The sequence below is a fragment of the Curtobacterium flaccumfaciens genome (assembly GCF_013359815.1).
Classification (GTDB): Bacteria; Actinomycetota; Actinomycetes; order Actinomycetales; family Microbacteriaceae; genus Curtobacterium; species Curtobacterium flaccumfaciens.
This window is the reverse complement of the sequence record NZ_JABMCF010000036.1, coordinates 301,810-317,795: the sequence shown is the minus strand read 5'-3', so window position 1 is coordinate 317,795 and position 15,986 is coordinate 301,810. Positions and strand designations below refer to the sequence as shown.

At 72.2% G+C, this 15,986-nt stretch carries 15 protein-coding genes; 9 read left to right on the top strand and 6 right to left on the bottom strand.

Annotated elements, in window-relative coordinates:
* Positions 1-178: 178 nt before the first annotated feature.
* A complete protein-coding gene (locus tag HP445_RS09660; protein WP_111022194.1) occupies positions 179-1,588 on the top strand; it encodes an MFS transporter in 1,410 nt (469 codons plus the stop codon).
* Positions 1,589-1,721: 133 nt separating this feature from the next.
* Complete coding sequence (locus tag HP445_RS09655; protein ID WP_071405095.1) at positions 1,722-2,498, top strand: endonuclease/exonuclease/phosphatase family protein; 777 nt, start codon at positions 1,722-1,724, stop codon at positions 2,496-2,498.
* 391 nt (positions 2,499-2,889) lie between these two features.
* Here HP445_RS09655 and HP445_RS09650 read toward each other — a convergent pair whose 3' ends face one another.
* The 3 genes from HP445_RS09650 to HP445_RS09640 are packed head-to-tail and all read right to left on the bottom strand — an operon-like array spanning position 2,890 to position 5,557.
* The gene (locus HP445_RS09650; RefSeq protein WP_017888525.1) at positions 2,890-3,564 is read right to left on the bottom strand and encodes a methionine ABC transporter permease; all 675 of its coding nucleotides are present in this window, start codon (positions 3,562-3,564) and stop codon (positions 2,890-2,892) included.
* The gene (locus HP445_RS09645) at positions 3,561-4,607 is read right to left on the bottom strand and encodes a methionine ABC transporter ATP-binding protein (RefSeq protein ID WP_110863448.1); all 1,047 of its coding nucleotides are present in this window, start codon (positions 4,605-4,607) and stop codon (positions 3,561-3,563) included. The genes HP445_RS09650 and HP445_RS09645 overlap by 4 nt, the downstream gene beginning before the upstream one ends.
* The gene (locus HP445_RS09640) at positions 4,607-5,557 is read right to left on the bottom strand and encodes a MetQ/NlpA family ABC transporter substrate-binding protein (protein ID WP_128780947.1); all 951 of its coding nucleotides are present in this window, start codon (positions 5,555-5,557) and stop codon (positions 4,607-4,609) included. Before HP445_RS09640 ends, HP445_RS09645 begins: the two co-directional genes overlap by 1 nt.
* Before the next feature lie 177 nt (positions 5,558-5,734).
* Between HP445_RS09640 and HP445_RS09635 the strand changes: the two genes are divergently transcribed.
* Positions 5,735-6,244 (top strand): 2'-5' RNA ligase family protein, encoded by a 510-nt coding sequence (locus HP445_RS09635; protein WP_128780948.1) that lies wholly within the window; start codon positions 5,735-5,737, stop codon positions 6,242-6,244.
* A gap of 149 nt (positions 6,245-6,393) precedes the next feature.
* Here the strand turns inward: HP445_RS09635 and HP445_RS09630 are convergent, their stop codons facing one another.
* From HP445_RS09630 to HP445_RS09620, 3 genes are all read right to left on the bottom strand, one after another.
* Positions 6,394-7,641, bottom strand: coding sequence for a D-arabinono-1,4-lactone oxidase (locus HP445_RS09630; protein ID WP_128780949.1), 1,248 nt, complete (start codon positions 7,639-7,641; stop codon positions 6,394-6,396).
* A 106-nt stretch (positions 7,642-7,747) separates the two neighbouring features.
* Positions 7,748-9,229 carry an MDR family MFS transporter gene (locus tag HP445_RS09625; protein ID WP_027466292.1) on the bottom strand — a complete coding sequence of 494 codons (1,482 nt, stop codon included), beginning with the start codon at positions 9,227-9,229 and terminating at the stop codon, positions 7,748-7,750.
* Positions 9,230-9,396: 167 nt separating this feature from the next.
* A complete protein-coding gene (locus tag HP445_RS09620) occupies positions 9,397-9,678 on the bottom strand; it encodes an acylphosphatase (RefSeq protein WP_071247546.1) in 282 nt (93 codons plus the stop codon).
* A 144-nt stretch (positions 9,679-9,822) separates the two neighbouring features.
* Between HP445_RS09620 and HP445_RS09615 the strand changes: the two genes are divergently transcribed.
* From HP445_RS09615 to HP445_RS09590, 6 genes are all read left to right on the top strand, one after another.
* Complete coding sequence (locus HP445_RS09615) at positions 9,823-10,530, top strand: NUDIX hydrolase (RefSeq protein ID WP_035808830.1); 708 nt, start codon at positions 9,823-9,825, stop codon at positions 10,528-10,530.
* An 8-nt stretch (positions 10,531-10,538) separates the two neighbouring features.
* Entirely contained in the window at positions 10,539-11,810 is a 1,272-nt protein-coding gene (nadA, locus tag HP445_RS09610) for a quinolinate synthase NadA (RefSeq protein ID WP_128780950.1), read from the top strand.
* A 32-nt stretch (positions 11,811-11,842) separates the two neighbouring features.
* Positions 11,843-13,510: an L-aspartate oxidase gene (gene nadB / locus HP445_RS09605; protein ID WP_128780951.1), complete on the top strand. Its 1,668-nt coding sequence runs from the start codon at positions 11,843-11,845 to the stop codon at positions 13,508-13,510.
* A complete protein-coding gene (gene nadC, locus HP445_RS09600) occupies positions 13,507-14,409 on the top strand; it encodes a carboxylating nicotinate-nucleotide diphosphorylase (protein WP_128780952.1) in 903 nt (300 codons plus the stop codon). The genes nadB and nadC overlap by 4 nt, the downstream gene beginning before the upstream one ends.
* A 2-nt stretch (positions 14,410-14,411) precedes the next feature.
* Positions 14,412-15,551: a cysteine desulfurase family protein gene (locus HP445_RS09595; RefSeq protein ID WP_128780953.1), complete on the top strand. Its 1,140-nt coding sequence runs from the start codon at positions 14,412-14,414 to the stop codon at positions 15,549-15,551.
* Positions 15,552-15,630: 79 nt separating this feature from the next.
* Complete coding sequence (locus tag HP445_RS09590) at positions 15,631-15,897, top strand: hypothetical protein (protein WP_111233264.1); 267 nt, start codon at positions 15,631-15,633, stop codon at positions 15,895-15,897.
* Positions 15,898-15,986: the final 89 nt, after the last annotated feature.

Sequence of the window (15,986 nt, the reverse complement as noted above, 5' to 3'; positions counted from 1 at the left end):
CCGAGCGTGAGGATCGCACGGAACTGCGCCTGGAGGCCCGTCCCGTGTCGTGCGCGCTGCCTCGCGTCCGTCCCCTGGCCGGTGCCGCGCCGGTGGGCGGTGCCGCGCCCGGTGTCGCGTCCGGTGGTCGGCCCGTCCGTGACGGGGCGGACGTCCGCGGGCATAGTCTCGGTGGGCGATGACGACGACGGCGACGACACCCAGACGACGGACCGGCAGCACGGCGGTCGCCGTGCTGGTGGCCGGGACCTTCTTCATGGAGCTCCTGGACGGCACGATCCTGGCGACCGCCGCCCCGGCGATGGGGCGTGACCTCGGGGTCGACTCCGCCGCGGTGGGTGTCGCGATCACCGCGTACCTCGTGACCCTCGCGGTGTTCATCCCGGTGTCCGGCTGGCTCACCGACCGGATCGGTTCGCGGACCGTCTTCGCCGGGGCCATCGCGCTGTTCACGATCGCGTCCGCCCTGTGCGCGCTGTCCACGGGGCTGGTCGAGCTGACGCTGTGGCGCATCCTGCAGGGCCTCGGCGGAGCGCTCATGGTGCCCGTCGGCCGGCTCGTCGTGCTCCGGAGCGCGGGGCGCGAACAACTCGTCACCGCCATCGCCATCCTGACCTGGCCGGCCCTCGCCGCACCGATCATCGCGCCGTTCATCGGCGGCGTGCTCGTCGAGACGCTGTCGTGGCACTGGATCTTCCTCATCAACATCCCGCTCGGCGTCATCGCCTTCGTCGCCGCCCTGGTCCTCGTGCCGCAGGAGCGTGCTGCGCAGCGGGTGCCGTTCGACTGGTTCGGGTCGCTGCTCGCCTGCTTCGGGCTCGGCTCGCTCGTGGTCATGGCGTCCTTGCTCGCGCTCGACGTCGTGCCGGTCACCGCGGTCGTCGTCTCCGGGGTCCTCGGCGCGGTCTGCTGCTGGCTCGCGATCCGGCACTTCCGCCGGGCTCCGCACCCGATCATGGGGCTCGACGCGTTCCGGCTCGAGACCTTCCGGGTGTCGCACGCCGGCGGCAGCCTGTTCCGCCTGGCGGTGTCCGCGGTGCCGTTCGTGCTCCCGCTGCTGTTCCAGGACGCCTGGGGCTGGAGCGCCGTGCTCGCCGGGTCCGCCGTGCTCTGGGTGTTCGTCGGGAACCTCGGCATCAAGCCGATGACGACCCCGTTCCTGCGCTGGTGGGGCTACCGCCCGGTGATCATCGTGTCGTCGGCCGTCGCCGCGCTGACCGTGGTCGCGATGGCGTTCATGTCCGAGGACACCCCGTTCTGGCTGCTCGCCGTGCTGCTCGTCGTCAGCGGTGCTGCCCGCTCCGTGGGCTTCACGGCGTACAACACCATCGCCTTCGCCGACGTCGAGCAGGCCGACATGACCCCCGCCAACACGCTGTCGTCGACCCTGCAGCAGACCGCAGCGGGCTTCGGTGTGGCCGTCGCCGCCGTGGTCATCCGCGCGGCCTCCGGCCTGGGTGGTGACGGTCCGTACACGGCCGCGTTCTGGGTCATCGCCGCCCTGCTCGTGGTCGCCTGCGTCGAGGGCATCCTGATGAGTCGCACAGCGGGCGACACCGTCCGCCCGGTCCGCCGTGTCCGCGCCTGATCCCGCCGCTGTCCGTTTCCGTCACGGTCACACGGTGGAAACCCGGCAGGCGTTACAGTCTCAGCAACCGTCCGCGGTACCCGAGTACGGTGACCGCGGCAGGGTGACCGGAACACCCGGACAGGAAGGCAGCATGGCCGCGCCAGAGCAGCAGAGCACGATCGCATCAGAGCAGACCGTGCAGCCCACGCAGCTCCGTGTCGTCAGTTACAACCTCCGCGAGCACACCGCGAACAGCGAGCTCGCCGCACTGGCCGAGGCGTCCGACGCCGACGTCCTGTGCGTGCAGGAGTGCGACAGCAACGACCTCGCTCCGTCGATCGGCGGCCTCTCGCTCGCCGCATCGACCCGCACCAACCGGCTCGGGCTCGCGATCTACAAGCGCGACGACCGCTTCGAGGTGCAGGACTTCAGCATCCACTCGCTGCAGAAGTCGCTGCACGACCGGGTCCTCGCACCCGCGCACGAACGGCTCATCGCGATGCACCTCCGTGACACCGAGGCCGACGCCGAGGTCGTCGTCGCGTCGTTCCACGCCTCGCCCCTGACCGCGACGAACTCCCTGCGCCGCAAGCAGATCGAGGCCGCGCACCAGTTCCTGCGCGAGCTGGCGAAGGACGTCCCCGCGGTCATGGTCGGCGACTTCAACTACCCGTGGTTCCAGACGAACCTGCGCCGCAAGATCGAGCAGGGTGGGTTCGCGCTGTCGCTGTCCGACCAGCCGACCTACCTGCGCTACCGCAAGTTCACGGGCCACTTCGACTTCGCGACGAGTGTCGGCCTGCACATCGCGGGCGTCGAGACCCTGCCGGCCGGCATCTCCGACCACCGCCCGATCCTGGTGCGTGCCCACTACGAGCACCCCGGCGAGACCGGCGCCGTCACCACCGTCGAGGCTCCCGCCGCCTGACCCGCGTCGGCGGCCGCTCGTGTCGGCCGCCCAGGTCGCACGACATGCCGCGTGCGCATCGCCGAGTGGTCACGAACTGTCGGTTGCGGGGGCGCCAGCCGACACTTCGTGCGACCCCGGCGAAGGTGAGCGGGGAGTTCCGACCGCTCGGCAGCCCGCGCCGAGGCCGCTCGACGTGCCGCGCGCGCGGCGTCGAGTGGTCACGAACTGTCGGTTGCGGGGGCGCGCAGCGACGGTTCGGGCGACCTCGGCGGAGATGAGCGGGGAGTCGTGACCGCTCGGCGGACGACGCTCGGCGCGTCCGTCGGGGCGGCGACGCACCGGAGGCCCGGTGCCGGTCTCGTGGACCGGCACCGGGCCTCCAGGCGGTTGCCCTCGGAACCCGCCTGCGTCAGCGACGCAGCGTCGCCCGCGCCAAGCGGTTTCCGATGAACTGACCGAGCTGCACGATGACGACGATCGCCGCCACCGAGACGTAGACCACCCACCAGTCGTAGCGCTGCGAGCCGTAGGTGATGGCGTACTCACCGAGCCCGCCGCCACCGATCAATGCGCCCTGCGCCGTCATGTCGACGATGCCGATGTAGATGAACGTGTAGCCGAGGATCAGGGGGCCGAGACCCTCGGGGATGAGCACGGTCAGCAGGATCGAGACCGGGTGCGCACCCGAGGCCCGAGCAGCCTCGACGACGCCCGGGTCGACCGACAGCAGGTTCTGCTCGACGATCCGGGACACCGCGAAGGCCGCGGCCAACGAGATCGCGAAGGTCACCGCGGGGACACCGATCGTGGTCTGCACGACGACCCGCGACAGCGGCGCGATCGCGGCGAGGAAGATCACGAACGGGATCGGGCGGATCAGGTTCACGAACACGTTGAGCACCGTGTACGCGGTGCGGTTGCCGAGGACGTTGCCCGGCCGGGTCGCGTACAGCAGCAGGCCGAGCGCGAGGCCGATGACCCCGGCGATCACCAGCGAGATCAGCGACATCACGATGGTGTCGCGGATGGCGGCGAGGAAGACGTCGAACGTGTCGATCACGCTCTGGAACGAGTTGTTGTTCACGCGGCGGCCTCCTCGTCGGTCGTGACGCCGTCGGCGCGGAGTGCGGCGATCGCGCGATCGATGGCGTCGGGCTCGGCGCCGGGCGCGCTCAGTTCGTAGGTGAGCGACCCGATCCGACGCTCCCGGATCTCGCCGACCCCGCCGTAGACGAGCTCGGCGGTGACCCCGGCGGCGCGGAACGCGGCGTCGATGCGGTTCTGCAGCCCGGCCTCGTCGGTGATCTGCACCGTGACGAGCCGACCCGGGTGCCGGTCCCGCAGGCGCCGGAGCGTCTCGGGGGAGGGCCGGTCGTGCAGCGCGGTGCGGACGAAGCGCTGCGCGGCGCCGGTCTTCGGGGTCGAGAACACGTCGTAGACGTCCCCGACCTCGACGACCCGCCCCTGCTCCATCACGGCGACCCGGTCGGCGATCTGCCGGACGGCGTCCATCTCGTGCGTGATGACGATGATGGTGACGCCGAGCTCCCGGTTGACCCGGCGGAGCAGCGCGAGCACCTCGGAGGTGGTCTCCGGGTCGAGGGCACTGGTCGCCTCGTCGGCGAGCAGCAGGTCGGGCGACGCGGCGAGGGCGCGGGCGATGCCGACGCGCTGCTTCTGGCCGCCGGACAGCTGCTCCGGGTAGGCGTGGGCGCGTTCGAGCAGGCCCACGAAGTCGAGCAGCTCGGCGACGCGACGGTTCCGCTCGGCCTTCGGCACACCGGCGACCTTGAGCGGGTACGCGACGTTGCCGGCGATCGTGCGGGACCGGAACAGGTTGAACTGCTGGAAGATCATCCCGATGTTGCGACGCGCCAGACGGCGGTCCCGCTCGGGGATCGCCGTCAGTTCGCGGCCCGCGACGGTCACCGTGCCGGAGCTCGGCAGCTCCAGCGCGTTGACCAGGCGGACCAGGGTGGACTTGCCGGCACCGGAGTACCCGATGACGCCGAGGACCTCTCCCTGGTGCACGTCCAGGGAGACGTCCTCGACGGCCACCACGGTCTCGCCGGTGTCGGCGCGGCGGTAGTGCTTCGAGACGCCGCGGAGTTCGACGAGGACCGGCACTACTGCTTAGCCTCCTTCGCGTCCTGCTCGACCTGGGCGAGCTCGTCCTGCAGCTTCGAGGCGCTCTCGTCGCGGGCGACGGCCTCGGGCAGGTCCTTCGCGAAGGCCTTCTGCACGGCCTCGTCCTGGAACAGCTCGGCCAGGTCGAGGTAGGTCTTGTTGCCCTTGTCCTCGTCGCGGACGGCGAAGACGTTCACGTACGGGGCGGCGCTCGCGCTCGAGGGGTCGTCCTGGTAGATCGCGTCCGAGATCGGCAGACCGGCGGCGGTGGCGAAGTTGTTGTTCACGACGGCGGCGGCGACGGAGCCCTGCTGCAGCGCGTTCGCGGTCTGCGAGGCGTCGAGGGGCTGGACGTCGACCTTCTTCGTCTCGATGTCGTCGGCGGTGGAGAACGCCGAGCCGCCGTCCTTCAGCGTGATCAGGTCGGCAGCCTGCAGGATCAGGAGCGCACGGGCCTGGTTGATCGAGTCGTTCGGGATCGCGACCTTCGCGTTCGCGGGCAGCTCGGACGGCTTGTCGTACTTCGTCGCGTAGAGCGGCAGCGGGTACACGGCGGTCGAGCCGATCGGCTGCAGGTCGTCGCTCGAGGTGACGTTGTAGTCCGCCAGGTACTGGATGTGCTGGAACTGGTTGATGTCCAGCTGGCCGTCCTTGAGGGCGGGGTTCGGCAGCGAGTAGTCCGAGAAGTTCGTCAGCTTGACGGTGACGTTGAGCTTGTCCTTCGCGAGCTTCGTGTACGTGCTCCAGTAGCCGAGCGACTTGTCCGCGACACCGATCGTGACGGTCTTCGGGGCGGCGTCACCGGCGGCACCGGCGTCGTTGCTCCCGGAGCGGAGGGCGCCGACGACGACGGCGACGACGATCGCCACGACGACGATCGCGGCGGCGACGATCCAGCCGATCGGGCGCTTGCCCTTCGGCTTCTCGGGCAGTGCGGGGGCTGCGGACATGCTGGTGCTCCTCGTGGGCCGTGCGTGTGGGGGAGCCGCGGTGGTCCGCGGCGTGGAGACGAGTGTGACGTGCGGTCCACCCCCGGTGCGAGTTCCGTTCCGTCGTGTTACGCAGCACTCGACCCGTGCCGCCTGCGTGGGAGCACGCGTCCCGACACGACTTGGTTGACTCGGATCGTGCGCAGCATCGAACTCGTCCTCGGCCCGGAGTCGGACGCCGCCGTGCGGTCCGCCTGGCAGGCCCTGATCGACGCCGACCTGCCGAGCCTCGGTCGGCACCCGTCGCCGTCGAACGCCCCGCACGTCACCCTGGCCGCCGGGGACACGCTGCCCGTGCCGGCCGGGTTCCGCACGTCGGTCCCGACCGCGATCCGGCTCGGCGGGCTGCTGCTCTTCCCCGCGGGTGCCGGTCGGTCGGTGCTCGTGCGCGCGGTGGTCCTCGACGCGGCGCTCACGACCTTCCACGGCGAGGTGCACGCGGTCGCGCCCGGCGGCGTCGAGACGTCGGTGCCCGGGCACTGGTCGCCGCACGTCACGCTGGCCCGTCGGGTTCGTGACGAGGACCTGCCGCGCGCCGTTGCTGCGCTGCGTGCCGTGCCGCTGCCCGAGACGCTCGACGTCGGCGGCGTGCGGCACTGGGACGGCGAGACGCGGACGATCACGCCGCTCGCGTTCACGACGCTCTGACCGCTGGAGGGGGTCGCGTCGGGCGCGTTCCCGCACCGGGAACCAGGTTCCGGACACAGCACCGCGCCGTCCCGCGGTTCCGTGTCCGGAACCTGGTTCCGACACGTGGGCGCGGGCGCGGGGCGCGGGGCGCGGCCGGGAGGCCCGGGTCAGGTCCCGAGCACGCGCTCGCCGAACGCGGATGCGAACGTCCGCTCCGGGTCGGCCCGGGCGACGAGGTCGCGGAAGTCCGCCAGCCGCGGGTACAGCCCGGCGATCGCCGCGTGGTCGAGCGAGCTCATCTTGCCCCAGTGTGGTCGGCCGTCGAAGGCCGCGAGCCGGGACTCCAGGTCGGGCAGGAGCGCGGCGACCTCGGTCGGGTGCTTCTTCCAGGTGAACGCGATGCAGAGGACGTCCTCGCCCTGGGTCGGGCTGAGCCAGAGGTCGTCCGCCGCCATCGTCCGGAGTTCGCAGACGTGCAGGTGCGGCTGGATCCGGTCGGCGAGCCCGCGGAGCGCGTCGAGGGCTGCCGCCGCGTGCCGGAGCGGGACGAAGTGCTCGCTCTGCACCTCGGACCCGTGGCTCGGGACGGACCCGATCGGGAAGTGCGGCAGGCGGTCCCACCACGGGCCGACCGAGCCGTCGCGCGCGGTCCGGTGGTCGTCGCCGGGTGTGCCGGGCAGGCGGTGTGCGCCGGCCAGGGTCTCCGGGACCGGCACGTCCTCGGCGCCCTCGGGGACGCGCGACTTCACCAGGACCTCGGTGATCGCATCGCCGAACACGGTGTAGGCGCACACCGAGTACGCGGCGGCGTGCACGTCAGCGACGTTCGCCGTGAAGGTGTCCCAGGGGATCGCGCCGTAGACATCCTGACGCATCCGGTAGGACGGTTCGACGTCGAGGGTCACCCGGGTCACGATGCCGAGCAGTCCGAGGTGCAGCACGGCACCGTCGAACGCGGGGTCCGTCCGGTCGATCGTCCGGGCGGAGCCGTCCGGACCGAGCACCTCGAACGCGCGCACCGCGGTGGCGAGCGAGCCCAGTGCCGTGCCGGAACCGTGGGTGCCGGTCGCGACCGCACCCCCGACGGAGATGTGCGGCAGGGACCCCGTGTTGTGCAGGGCGAACCCGGCACGGTCGATGTCGGCCGCGACGTCGCCGTACCGGGTGCCGGCCCCGAGCGTCACGGTGCGGTGCTCGGCGTCGACGACCAGGTCGGTGGGGACGCCGGTCAGGTCGAGCAGGGTGCCTGCGGTGTCGGCGACGTCGTTGAACGAGTGCCGGGTGCCGAGACCGTGCACCCGATCGGCGTCGGCCACGATCTGGGCGGCCTCGTCGATCGACGACGGGCGGACGACCCGTTCGGCCGTGTACGTGACCGTGCCGGACCAGTTGAGCTCGCTCGTCGTCGACCGCATGGCGCCCACCCTGCCACGCGGTCCGGAGACGGGCGCGGGCCGGCGCCGGTCCCGTCACGGGTTCGGCGTCGGCCCGGCTCGTCGGTCAGTGCGAGAGGCTCGTCGGTCAGTGCACGGGCGGGGGCGTCGGCGCGCCCTCGGGCACCTCGGGCCGGCGGACGAACACCGACGCGAGGATGCCGAACAGCGAGATGATCGCGCCGACCATGAAGGCGGTGCCGACGCCCGACGCGGTGGCCACCTGGACCCCGCGGGCACCGGAGCCCTCGACGGCGGTGGCCGCACCGATCGTCAGCAGCGTGACGAACAGGGCCGTGCCCGCCGCTCCGGCGAGCTGCTGCGCCGTGCCGAGCACCGCGCTGCCGTGCGAGTACAGCTTCGGGGGCAGCCCACCGAGCGCCGCGGTGAACAGCGGCGTGAAGGTCAGGGCCAGGCCGATGCTCAGCACCACGTGGGCACCGAGGACGAACCACACGCTGGTGTCGACACCCACGGTGGAGAGCGCCCAGAGCACGGCGCTGACGATGATCGATCCGGGGATGAGCAGCACGCGCGGGCCGCGGCGGTCGTAGATGCGCCCGACGATGGGGGAGAGCAGGCCCATCAGCAGCCCACCGGGGAGCAGCAGCAGGCCGACCTGCAGGACCTCGAGGCCGAGCACGCGCTCCAGGTAGATCGGCAGCAGGATGAGCGTGCCGAACATCGCCATGAAGCTCAGGCCCATCGCGACGATCGGCACCGTGAAGCCACGGGTGCGGAAGGTGCGCAGGTCGAGCAGGGCGCTGTCGGTGCGCTGCAGGCGCGTCTGCCGGACGATGAACACCGCGAGGGCGACGGCACCGACGACCAGGGCGGTCACCGGGACGAGCGGACCGGTCGTGCCGGCTTCGCCGATGCTGGACAGGCCGTAGACGATGCCGCCGAACGCGAAGGCGGAGAGCACGACCGAGACGACGTCGATCGGTGCCTTGCGCGGCGTCGAGACGTTCTGCACCTTGACCATGCCGAGGATGAGCGCCGCGATCGCGATGGGCAGCACGAAGCCGAACAGCCAGCGCCACGAGAACGCGTTGAGGATCAGGCCGGAGATCGTCGGGCCGATGGCCGGAGCGACCGAGATGACGATCGAGATGTTGCCCATGATGCGGCCACGGTGTGCGGGGTCGACGAGGGTCAGGACCGTCGTCATCAGCAGCGGCATCATGATCGCGGTGCCGCTGGCCTGCACGATGCGGCCGACGAGCAGGACGGTGAAGCCCGGCGCGAGCAGGGCGATCAGCGTGCCGACCGAGAACAGGCCCATCGCCCAGACGAACACCGGTCGGGTGTTGAAGCGCTGCAGCAGGAACCCGGTGATCGGGATGACGACCGCCATGGTGAGCAGGAAGCCGGTGGTCAGCCACTGGCCGGTCGCGGCGCTGATGTCCAGGTCGTCCATGAGCCGGGGCAGGGCCACGCCCATGATGGTCTCGTTGAGGATGACGACGAACGCGGAGACGAGCAGCAGCCCGATCACGAGTCGGGTCTCGGCAGCGGACGGCTGCGAGACGCTTCCCGTGCGGGGGGCGGAATCGACGGCCTGGGTCATGCGGGTGCTCCTGGTGGGTCACGACGGGTGGAACGGGTGTGGCGCAGGACGCGCAGACAGGCCAACTCCCTGAGTGGATGCGATTATTCCGCTTCGCTCCGACATCCGCAGGTGAACGATCGGTGCCGAGCCGGCCGCTCGTCGGCGCAGCTCCCACGCACGTCGTCTCAGTGCAGGATCGCGAACCCGTCGGCGTCGCCGTGCGGCACCACCGACCGCAGGCTGACGTCGGTCACGGTCGCCGACGGTGGCCCGGTGCGCAGGCACTCGACCAACGAGTCGACGGCGACCGAGGGTCCCTCGGCCTCGACCTCCACCGTGCCGTCCCAGAGGTTCCTCGCGTAGCCGACGAGGTCGAGCCCGTCCGCCTTCCGAGCGGTCCAGTACCGGAAGCCGACCCCCTGGACCGTCCCCGACACCACGGCATGCACCCTCGTCACCGTCGTCATGTCCTCCACGCTAACCGCGACGGCCCTCCGGGAGTTTTCGGCCCCGTGACGATCTGTTTCCGGCTCGTGACGAGCGCGCCGCGTCGGCAGTGATAGTGTCATCCCAACCCGAACACTTCGAGTCAGGTTGACACTATCTCCACCATGGACGAAGCAGGCATCCGCGTCGCGGTCTCCACCGTGATCGTCGCACTGCGCCCGCACCCCGACACCGGGGCGCCGGCGCTGTGGATGCCGCTCGTCCGTCGCGTCGCCGAACCGTTCGAGGGTTCCTGGGCGCTCCCCGGCGGCTGGGTCGGCGACGACGAGGGCCTCGAGGACTCCGCGGCCGCCCGACTGCGCGAGACGACGAACGTCCAGCCGCGGTACCTCGAGCAGCTCTACGCCTTCGGTGACGTCGGACGCTCCCCGAGCCGCGTGGTGTCGATCGTGTACTGGGCACTCGTGCACCCGGACGAGGCGAACGTCGTGCCCGACGACTGGAACGTCCGGTGGTTCCTGGCCGACGAGCACCCGCCGCTCGCCTTCGACCACGACCGCATCGTCGAGTACGCCCTGTGGCGGCTGCGCAACAAGATGTCGTACTCCCGGATCGCGCAGGCGTTCCTCGGTGACCGCTTCACCCTCGCCGAACTCCGCGGCGTGTACGAGGCGGTGCTCGGCCGAGCACTCGACCCCGCGAACTTCCGTCGGCAGGTCGAGAAGACCGACGCGGTCCTGCCGACCGACGAGACCACGAGCGGGGGCCGGCACCGTCCGGCCCGGCTGTACCGCTCGAACCCCGACCTGGCCTACGCGGACAACGGCCCGCTGCAGACCGGGGCCGATCAGCACCAGCAGCGGAACCGATAGGAAGCCCCGTGTCCATCGCCACGACGATCGAACTCATCTCCAACGGCAAGGCCGGCGGCAGCACCTGCACGCCCGACCTCGCGATGCCGACGTGGGACTTCGACTCCCGCCCCGGGTACGGCCCGGGGTCGTCGATGTCCGACGTCATCCCGACGAGCGCCCCGCGCCAGGGTGTCCTGCCCGACGAGTACAAGACGACCCCGACCGACGAGCTCCACGAGCGCATCGAGCGGGCGAAGGCCACCCTCGGCGACCGGGTCGTCGTCCTCGGGCACTTCTACCAGCGCGACGAGGTCGTCCGGCACGCGGACTTCCTCGGCGACTCGTTCCAACTCGCGAACGCCGCCCTGACGAAGCCCGACGCCGAGGCGATCGTGTTCTGCGGCGTGCACTTCATGGCCGAGACGGCCGACATCCTGGCGCGCGACGACCAGCGCGTGATCCTGCCGAACCTGGCCGCCGGCTGCTCGATGGCCGACATGGCCGACATCGACAGCGTCGAGGCGGCGTGGGCGGAACTGACCGCGGTGTACGGCACCGAGCCCGACGCCGACGGCCGCGTCCCCGTGATCCCGGTCACCTACATGAACTCCGCCGCCGACCTCAAGGCCTTCTGCGGTCGCAACGGCGGCATCGTCTGCACCTCGTCGAACGCCGCGACCGTCCTCGAGTGGGCCTTCGAGCGCGGGCAGCGCGTCCTGTTCTTCCCCGACCAGCACCTCGGCCGCAACACCGCGAAGGCGATGGCCATCAGCACCGACCTGATGCCGATGTGGAACCCCCGGAAGCCCCTCGGCGGCAACGAGACGAGCGACCTCGAAGCGGCGAAGGTCATCCTCTGGCACGGCTTCTGCTCGGTGCACCGCCGCTTCACCGTCGACCAGATCGACCAGGCCCGCCGCGAGCACCCGGGCGTGCAGGTCATCGTGCACCCGGAGTGCCCGATGGCCGTCGTCGACGCCGCCGACCACGCCGGCAGCACCGACCTGATCCGGAAGACCGTCGCCGCGGCCACCGAGCCGACGACGTTCGCGATCGGCACCGAGATCAACATGGTGAACCGGCTCGCCGCCGAGTACCCGCAGCACACGATCTTCTGCCTCGACCCGGTCGTCTGCCCCTGCTCGACGATGTACCGGATCCACCCGGGCTACCTCGCCTGGGTGCTCGAAGCACTCGTCCGGGGCGAGGTCCTCAACGAGATCGTCGTCCCCGCCGACGTGCAGGCCGACGCCAAGGTCGCGCTCGAGCGCATGCTCGCGGCCAAGCCGCGCGGCTGAGACGCGGAGCCGACCGAACGAGGGAGACCACCGTGCACGTCGTCATCGTCGGGTCCGGCATCGCCGGCCTGACCGCAGCGATCCGCGCCAGTGCCCTGCACGACGTCACCCTGGTGACGAAGGGGGCGCTCGCCGACAGCGCCACCGCGTACGCCCAGGGCGGCATCGCGGTGGCGCTCGGTGCCGACGACTCCGCGGCACTGCACCAGGCCGACACCCACGTCGCCGCGGCGGGCAGCGCCGATGCCCGGGCCGTCGAGGTCCTGTGCACCGACGGCCCGGCCCGCGTCCGCGACCTGCTCGCCCTCGGGGTGCCCTTCGACCGGTCGTCGGACCCGGCGACCCTCGACCGGTACGGCGACGACCTCGCACGCGGTCGTGAAGCCGCGCACGGCCGGTGGCGCGTCGTGCACGCCGACGGTGACGCGACCGGAGCCGCCATCGAACGCACCCTCATCGCGGCACTGCACCGACGGCACGTCACGATCCTCGAGCGCACGAGCCTGACCGACCTCGTCGTCCGCGGCGGCGTGGTCGTCGGCGTCGACGTCCTCGACCTGCTCGGGGAACCCCGCCGGCTCGACGCGGACGCCGTCGTCATCGCGTCCGGGGGAGCCGGACACCTGTACCGCGAGACGACGAACCCCCTGGTCGCCACCGGCGACGGGGTCGCCGCCGCCTGGCGCGCCGGTGCCGTCCTCGCCGACCTGGAGTTCGTCCAGTTCCACCCGACGCGGCTGGCGGTCCCCGGTGGCGGCCTGGTGTCCGAAGCCGTCCGCGGTGAGGGCGCCGTCCTCCGTGATGCCGCCGGGCACCGCTTCATGACCGACGTGCACCCGGACGCCGAGCTCGCCCCGCGTGACGTCGTCGCCCGGGGGATCGCCGCCGCGGTGCGTGACCAGGGCGGCGCACCCGTGCTCCTCGACGCCACCGGCCTCGACGCCGGGTTCCTGGTCACGCGGTTCCCCGGACTCACCCGGGCCACCCGCGCCGCCGGGTTCGACTGGACCCGCGAGGGCGTCCCGGTCGCACCGGCCGCGCACTACTCGATGGGCGGCATCGCCACCGACGCCGAGGGCCGCACCAGCCTGCCCGGACTCCTCGCCGTCGGTGAAGCCGCCTGCACCGGCGTCCACGGCGCCAACCGGCTCGCCTCGAACTCCCTGCTCGAGGGACTCGTCTTCGCGGTCCGCGCAGCGGACGCGGTCGCCGCACCGCGACCCGGCCTGCTCCGCCTGCGCGGGGACGCCGGTCTCCACGTCACCAGCGTGCCCCGAGTGGCCGACGCGATCCGTTCCTCCCGTCCGACCCTGCCTGGAGGCGCGACCCACCTCGACGACCTGGGTGCGGTCCGGCAGGTGGTCCAGTCCGTCATGACGGACCGCGTCGGGCTGCTCCGTGACGCCGTCGGGCTGGCCAGCGCGCGCCGCGACCTCGACGCGCTGACCGCGCCGACCGGCGGCGGCGTGCGCGAGCACGAGGACCGTGCGCTGCTCGACCTGGCCCGGCTCGTCGCGCTCGCCGCCGAGGCCCGCACCGAGTCGCGCGGGGCGCACGCCCGCACCGACCACCCCGACACCGACCCCACTGCCCCGGCCTCGTACGCCTGGGTCGCCGACCCCACCGACGCACACCCCGACGAGCACACGGACGAACGCGCCGACGGCTCCGCAGCCGTCCCGCAGGAGGTACCCGCATGACCACCGACCCCGGCACCATCCCGCCGCACGCGCTCCGTCGCGTGATCGAGACCGCGCTCGAGGAGGACGCGCCCTGGGGCGACGTCACCAGCGAGACCCTGATCCCCGCCGAGGCGACCGCGACCGCGACCCTCGGCGCACGCGAGCCCGGCGTGCTGAGCGGCGGGGCGGTGTTCGTCGCCGTGATGCACGCCGTCGACCCGGCGATCCACGCCGTCGTGCACGTCGCCGACGGGACGTACTTCGTCGCGGGTGACGTCCTCGCGACCGTGACCGGGTCGGCTCGTGCCGTGCTGCGGGCCGAGCGGGTCGCCCTCAACCTGGTCCAGCGGATGTCGGGCATCGCGACGACCACCGCGGCGCACGTCGCGGCCGCCGCGGGCACCTCGGCGCGGATCGTCGACACCCGGAAGACGACGCCCGGCCTCCGAGCACTCGAGCGGTACGCGGTCCGGTGCGGCGGCGGGCACAACCACCGCACCTCGCTGTCCGACGCCGTGCTCGCGAAGGACAACCACCTGGCGGTGCTCCTGGCCGGCGGCATCGGCATCGGCGACGCGATCGCCCAGGCCCGCCAGCGGCTCGGGCACACCGTGCACGTGGAGGTCGAGGTGGACCGGACCGACCAGATCGAACCCGTCGTCGCGGCCGGGGTCGACACGATCATGCTCGACAACTTCACCCCGGACGAACTCGTGACCGGGGTCGGCATCGTCGCCGGCCGCGCGCTCGTCGAGGCCTCGGGAGGCGTGTCGCTCGACACCGTCGCGGCGATCGCGGCGACCGGCGTCGACGTCATCTCGGTCGGGGCGCTGACCCACTCGGCGCGGGCGCTCGACCTCGGACTCGACATCGACGTCGCGGTGCCCGAGCACGTCGCGGTGCCGGTGCGGAACTGACCGTGTTCTACCTGGACCGCGCCGCCACCACCCCGGTCCGCCGTGAGGTGCTCGAGGCGATGTGGCCCTACCTGACGGGGGTGTTCGGCAACCCCTCGTCGACGCACGGGGTCGGGGACGAGGCCGCGCGGGGACTCACCGCTGCACGGTCCGTCGTCGCCGGGGTGCTCGGGTGCCGGCCCGCCGAGGTCGTCTTCACCACCGGCGGCACCGAGGGGGCGAACACCGCGATCAAGGGGATCGCCCTCGCCGCGCCCCGCGGTCGGCACGTCGTCACGAGCGCCATCGAGCACGAGGCCGTGCTGGAGAGCTGCGCGTACCTCGCCCGCTTCCACGACTTCGACGTCACCGTGCTGCCCGTCGGCCCGGACGGCCGCGTCGACCCGGCGGTGCTGCGCGCGGCACTCCGCTCGGACACCACGCTCGTCTCGATCGCGCACGCCGACAACGAGATCGGCACCGTGCAGGACGTCCCCGCGCTCGCGGCGGTGGCGCACGAGGTCGGGGCGCGGTTCCACACCGACGCTGTGCAGTCCGCGCCCTGGCTGCCGATCGGTCTCGGGGTGCTGGGCGTCGACGCGCTGTCGTTGTCCGGGCACAAGCTCGGTGCTCCGAAGGGCACCGGCGTGCTCGCCGTGCGCGCCGGTGTCCCGCTCGAGCCGCTGCTGCACGGCGGGGGACAGGAACGGGGACGGCGGTCCGGCACCGAGGACGTCGCCGGCGCCGTGGCGGTGGCGACCGCCCTCGGGCTGGCGGCGGAGACGCTGCGGTCGGGGGAGGGCACAGCGACCACCGTGCGCGACGCGGTGCTCGACGGCGTGCTCGCTGCGGTCCCCGGCGCGTTCGTCACCGGGTCGCGGGAGCACCGGCTGCCCGGGCACGCGTCGTTCTGCTTCCCGGGCGTCAACGGCGAGACCGTCCTGCTCGAGCTCGAGCAGCGCGACGTCGTGTCGTCGTCGGGCAGCGCCTGTGCTGCGGGCAGCACCGAGGCCTCCCACGTGCTCACGGCGCTCGGGATCCCCGAGGACGTGGCGCGCACCGCGCTCCGCCTGACGTTCGACGCGGCCCTCACGGCCGACGACGTCCCGGTCGTCGTCGGGGCCGTGGCCGACGCCGTGGCGACCGTCCGCGCCCTCGGCTGAGGTGTACTAGACGTTCTACTCCATCTCTGGGTACGTGTCCCCCCTTCTGCGGACAACCGATCTGCGTCAGAGTGTCGTCATGGCAAACGCGATGATGACCCGGACACGACGGGACGACCGCTTCCGAGCGGTGCAGCTCCTGCCGGCGCCGGCCACCCTCGTCGCGCTCGCCCTGGCAGCGCAGCACGACCTCGGCACGGCCCCGCTCGGGATCATCGCCGTGGTCGGAGCGCTCGCGACCGCCGGGAGTGCCCTGCTCCCGATGGTCCGGCCAGCCGCCGCCCACCGGTCGATGCCCGCACCGACCGAGACGGACCGGTACCGAGAGGACACCGAACACCCTTGAGGTCCACCACCGTGCGGTTCCCCTGAACCGAGCCGCGCGGTGGACCCAGACCGGATGTCGACCCCCTGATCGACGTCCGGCGCGGGGCG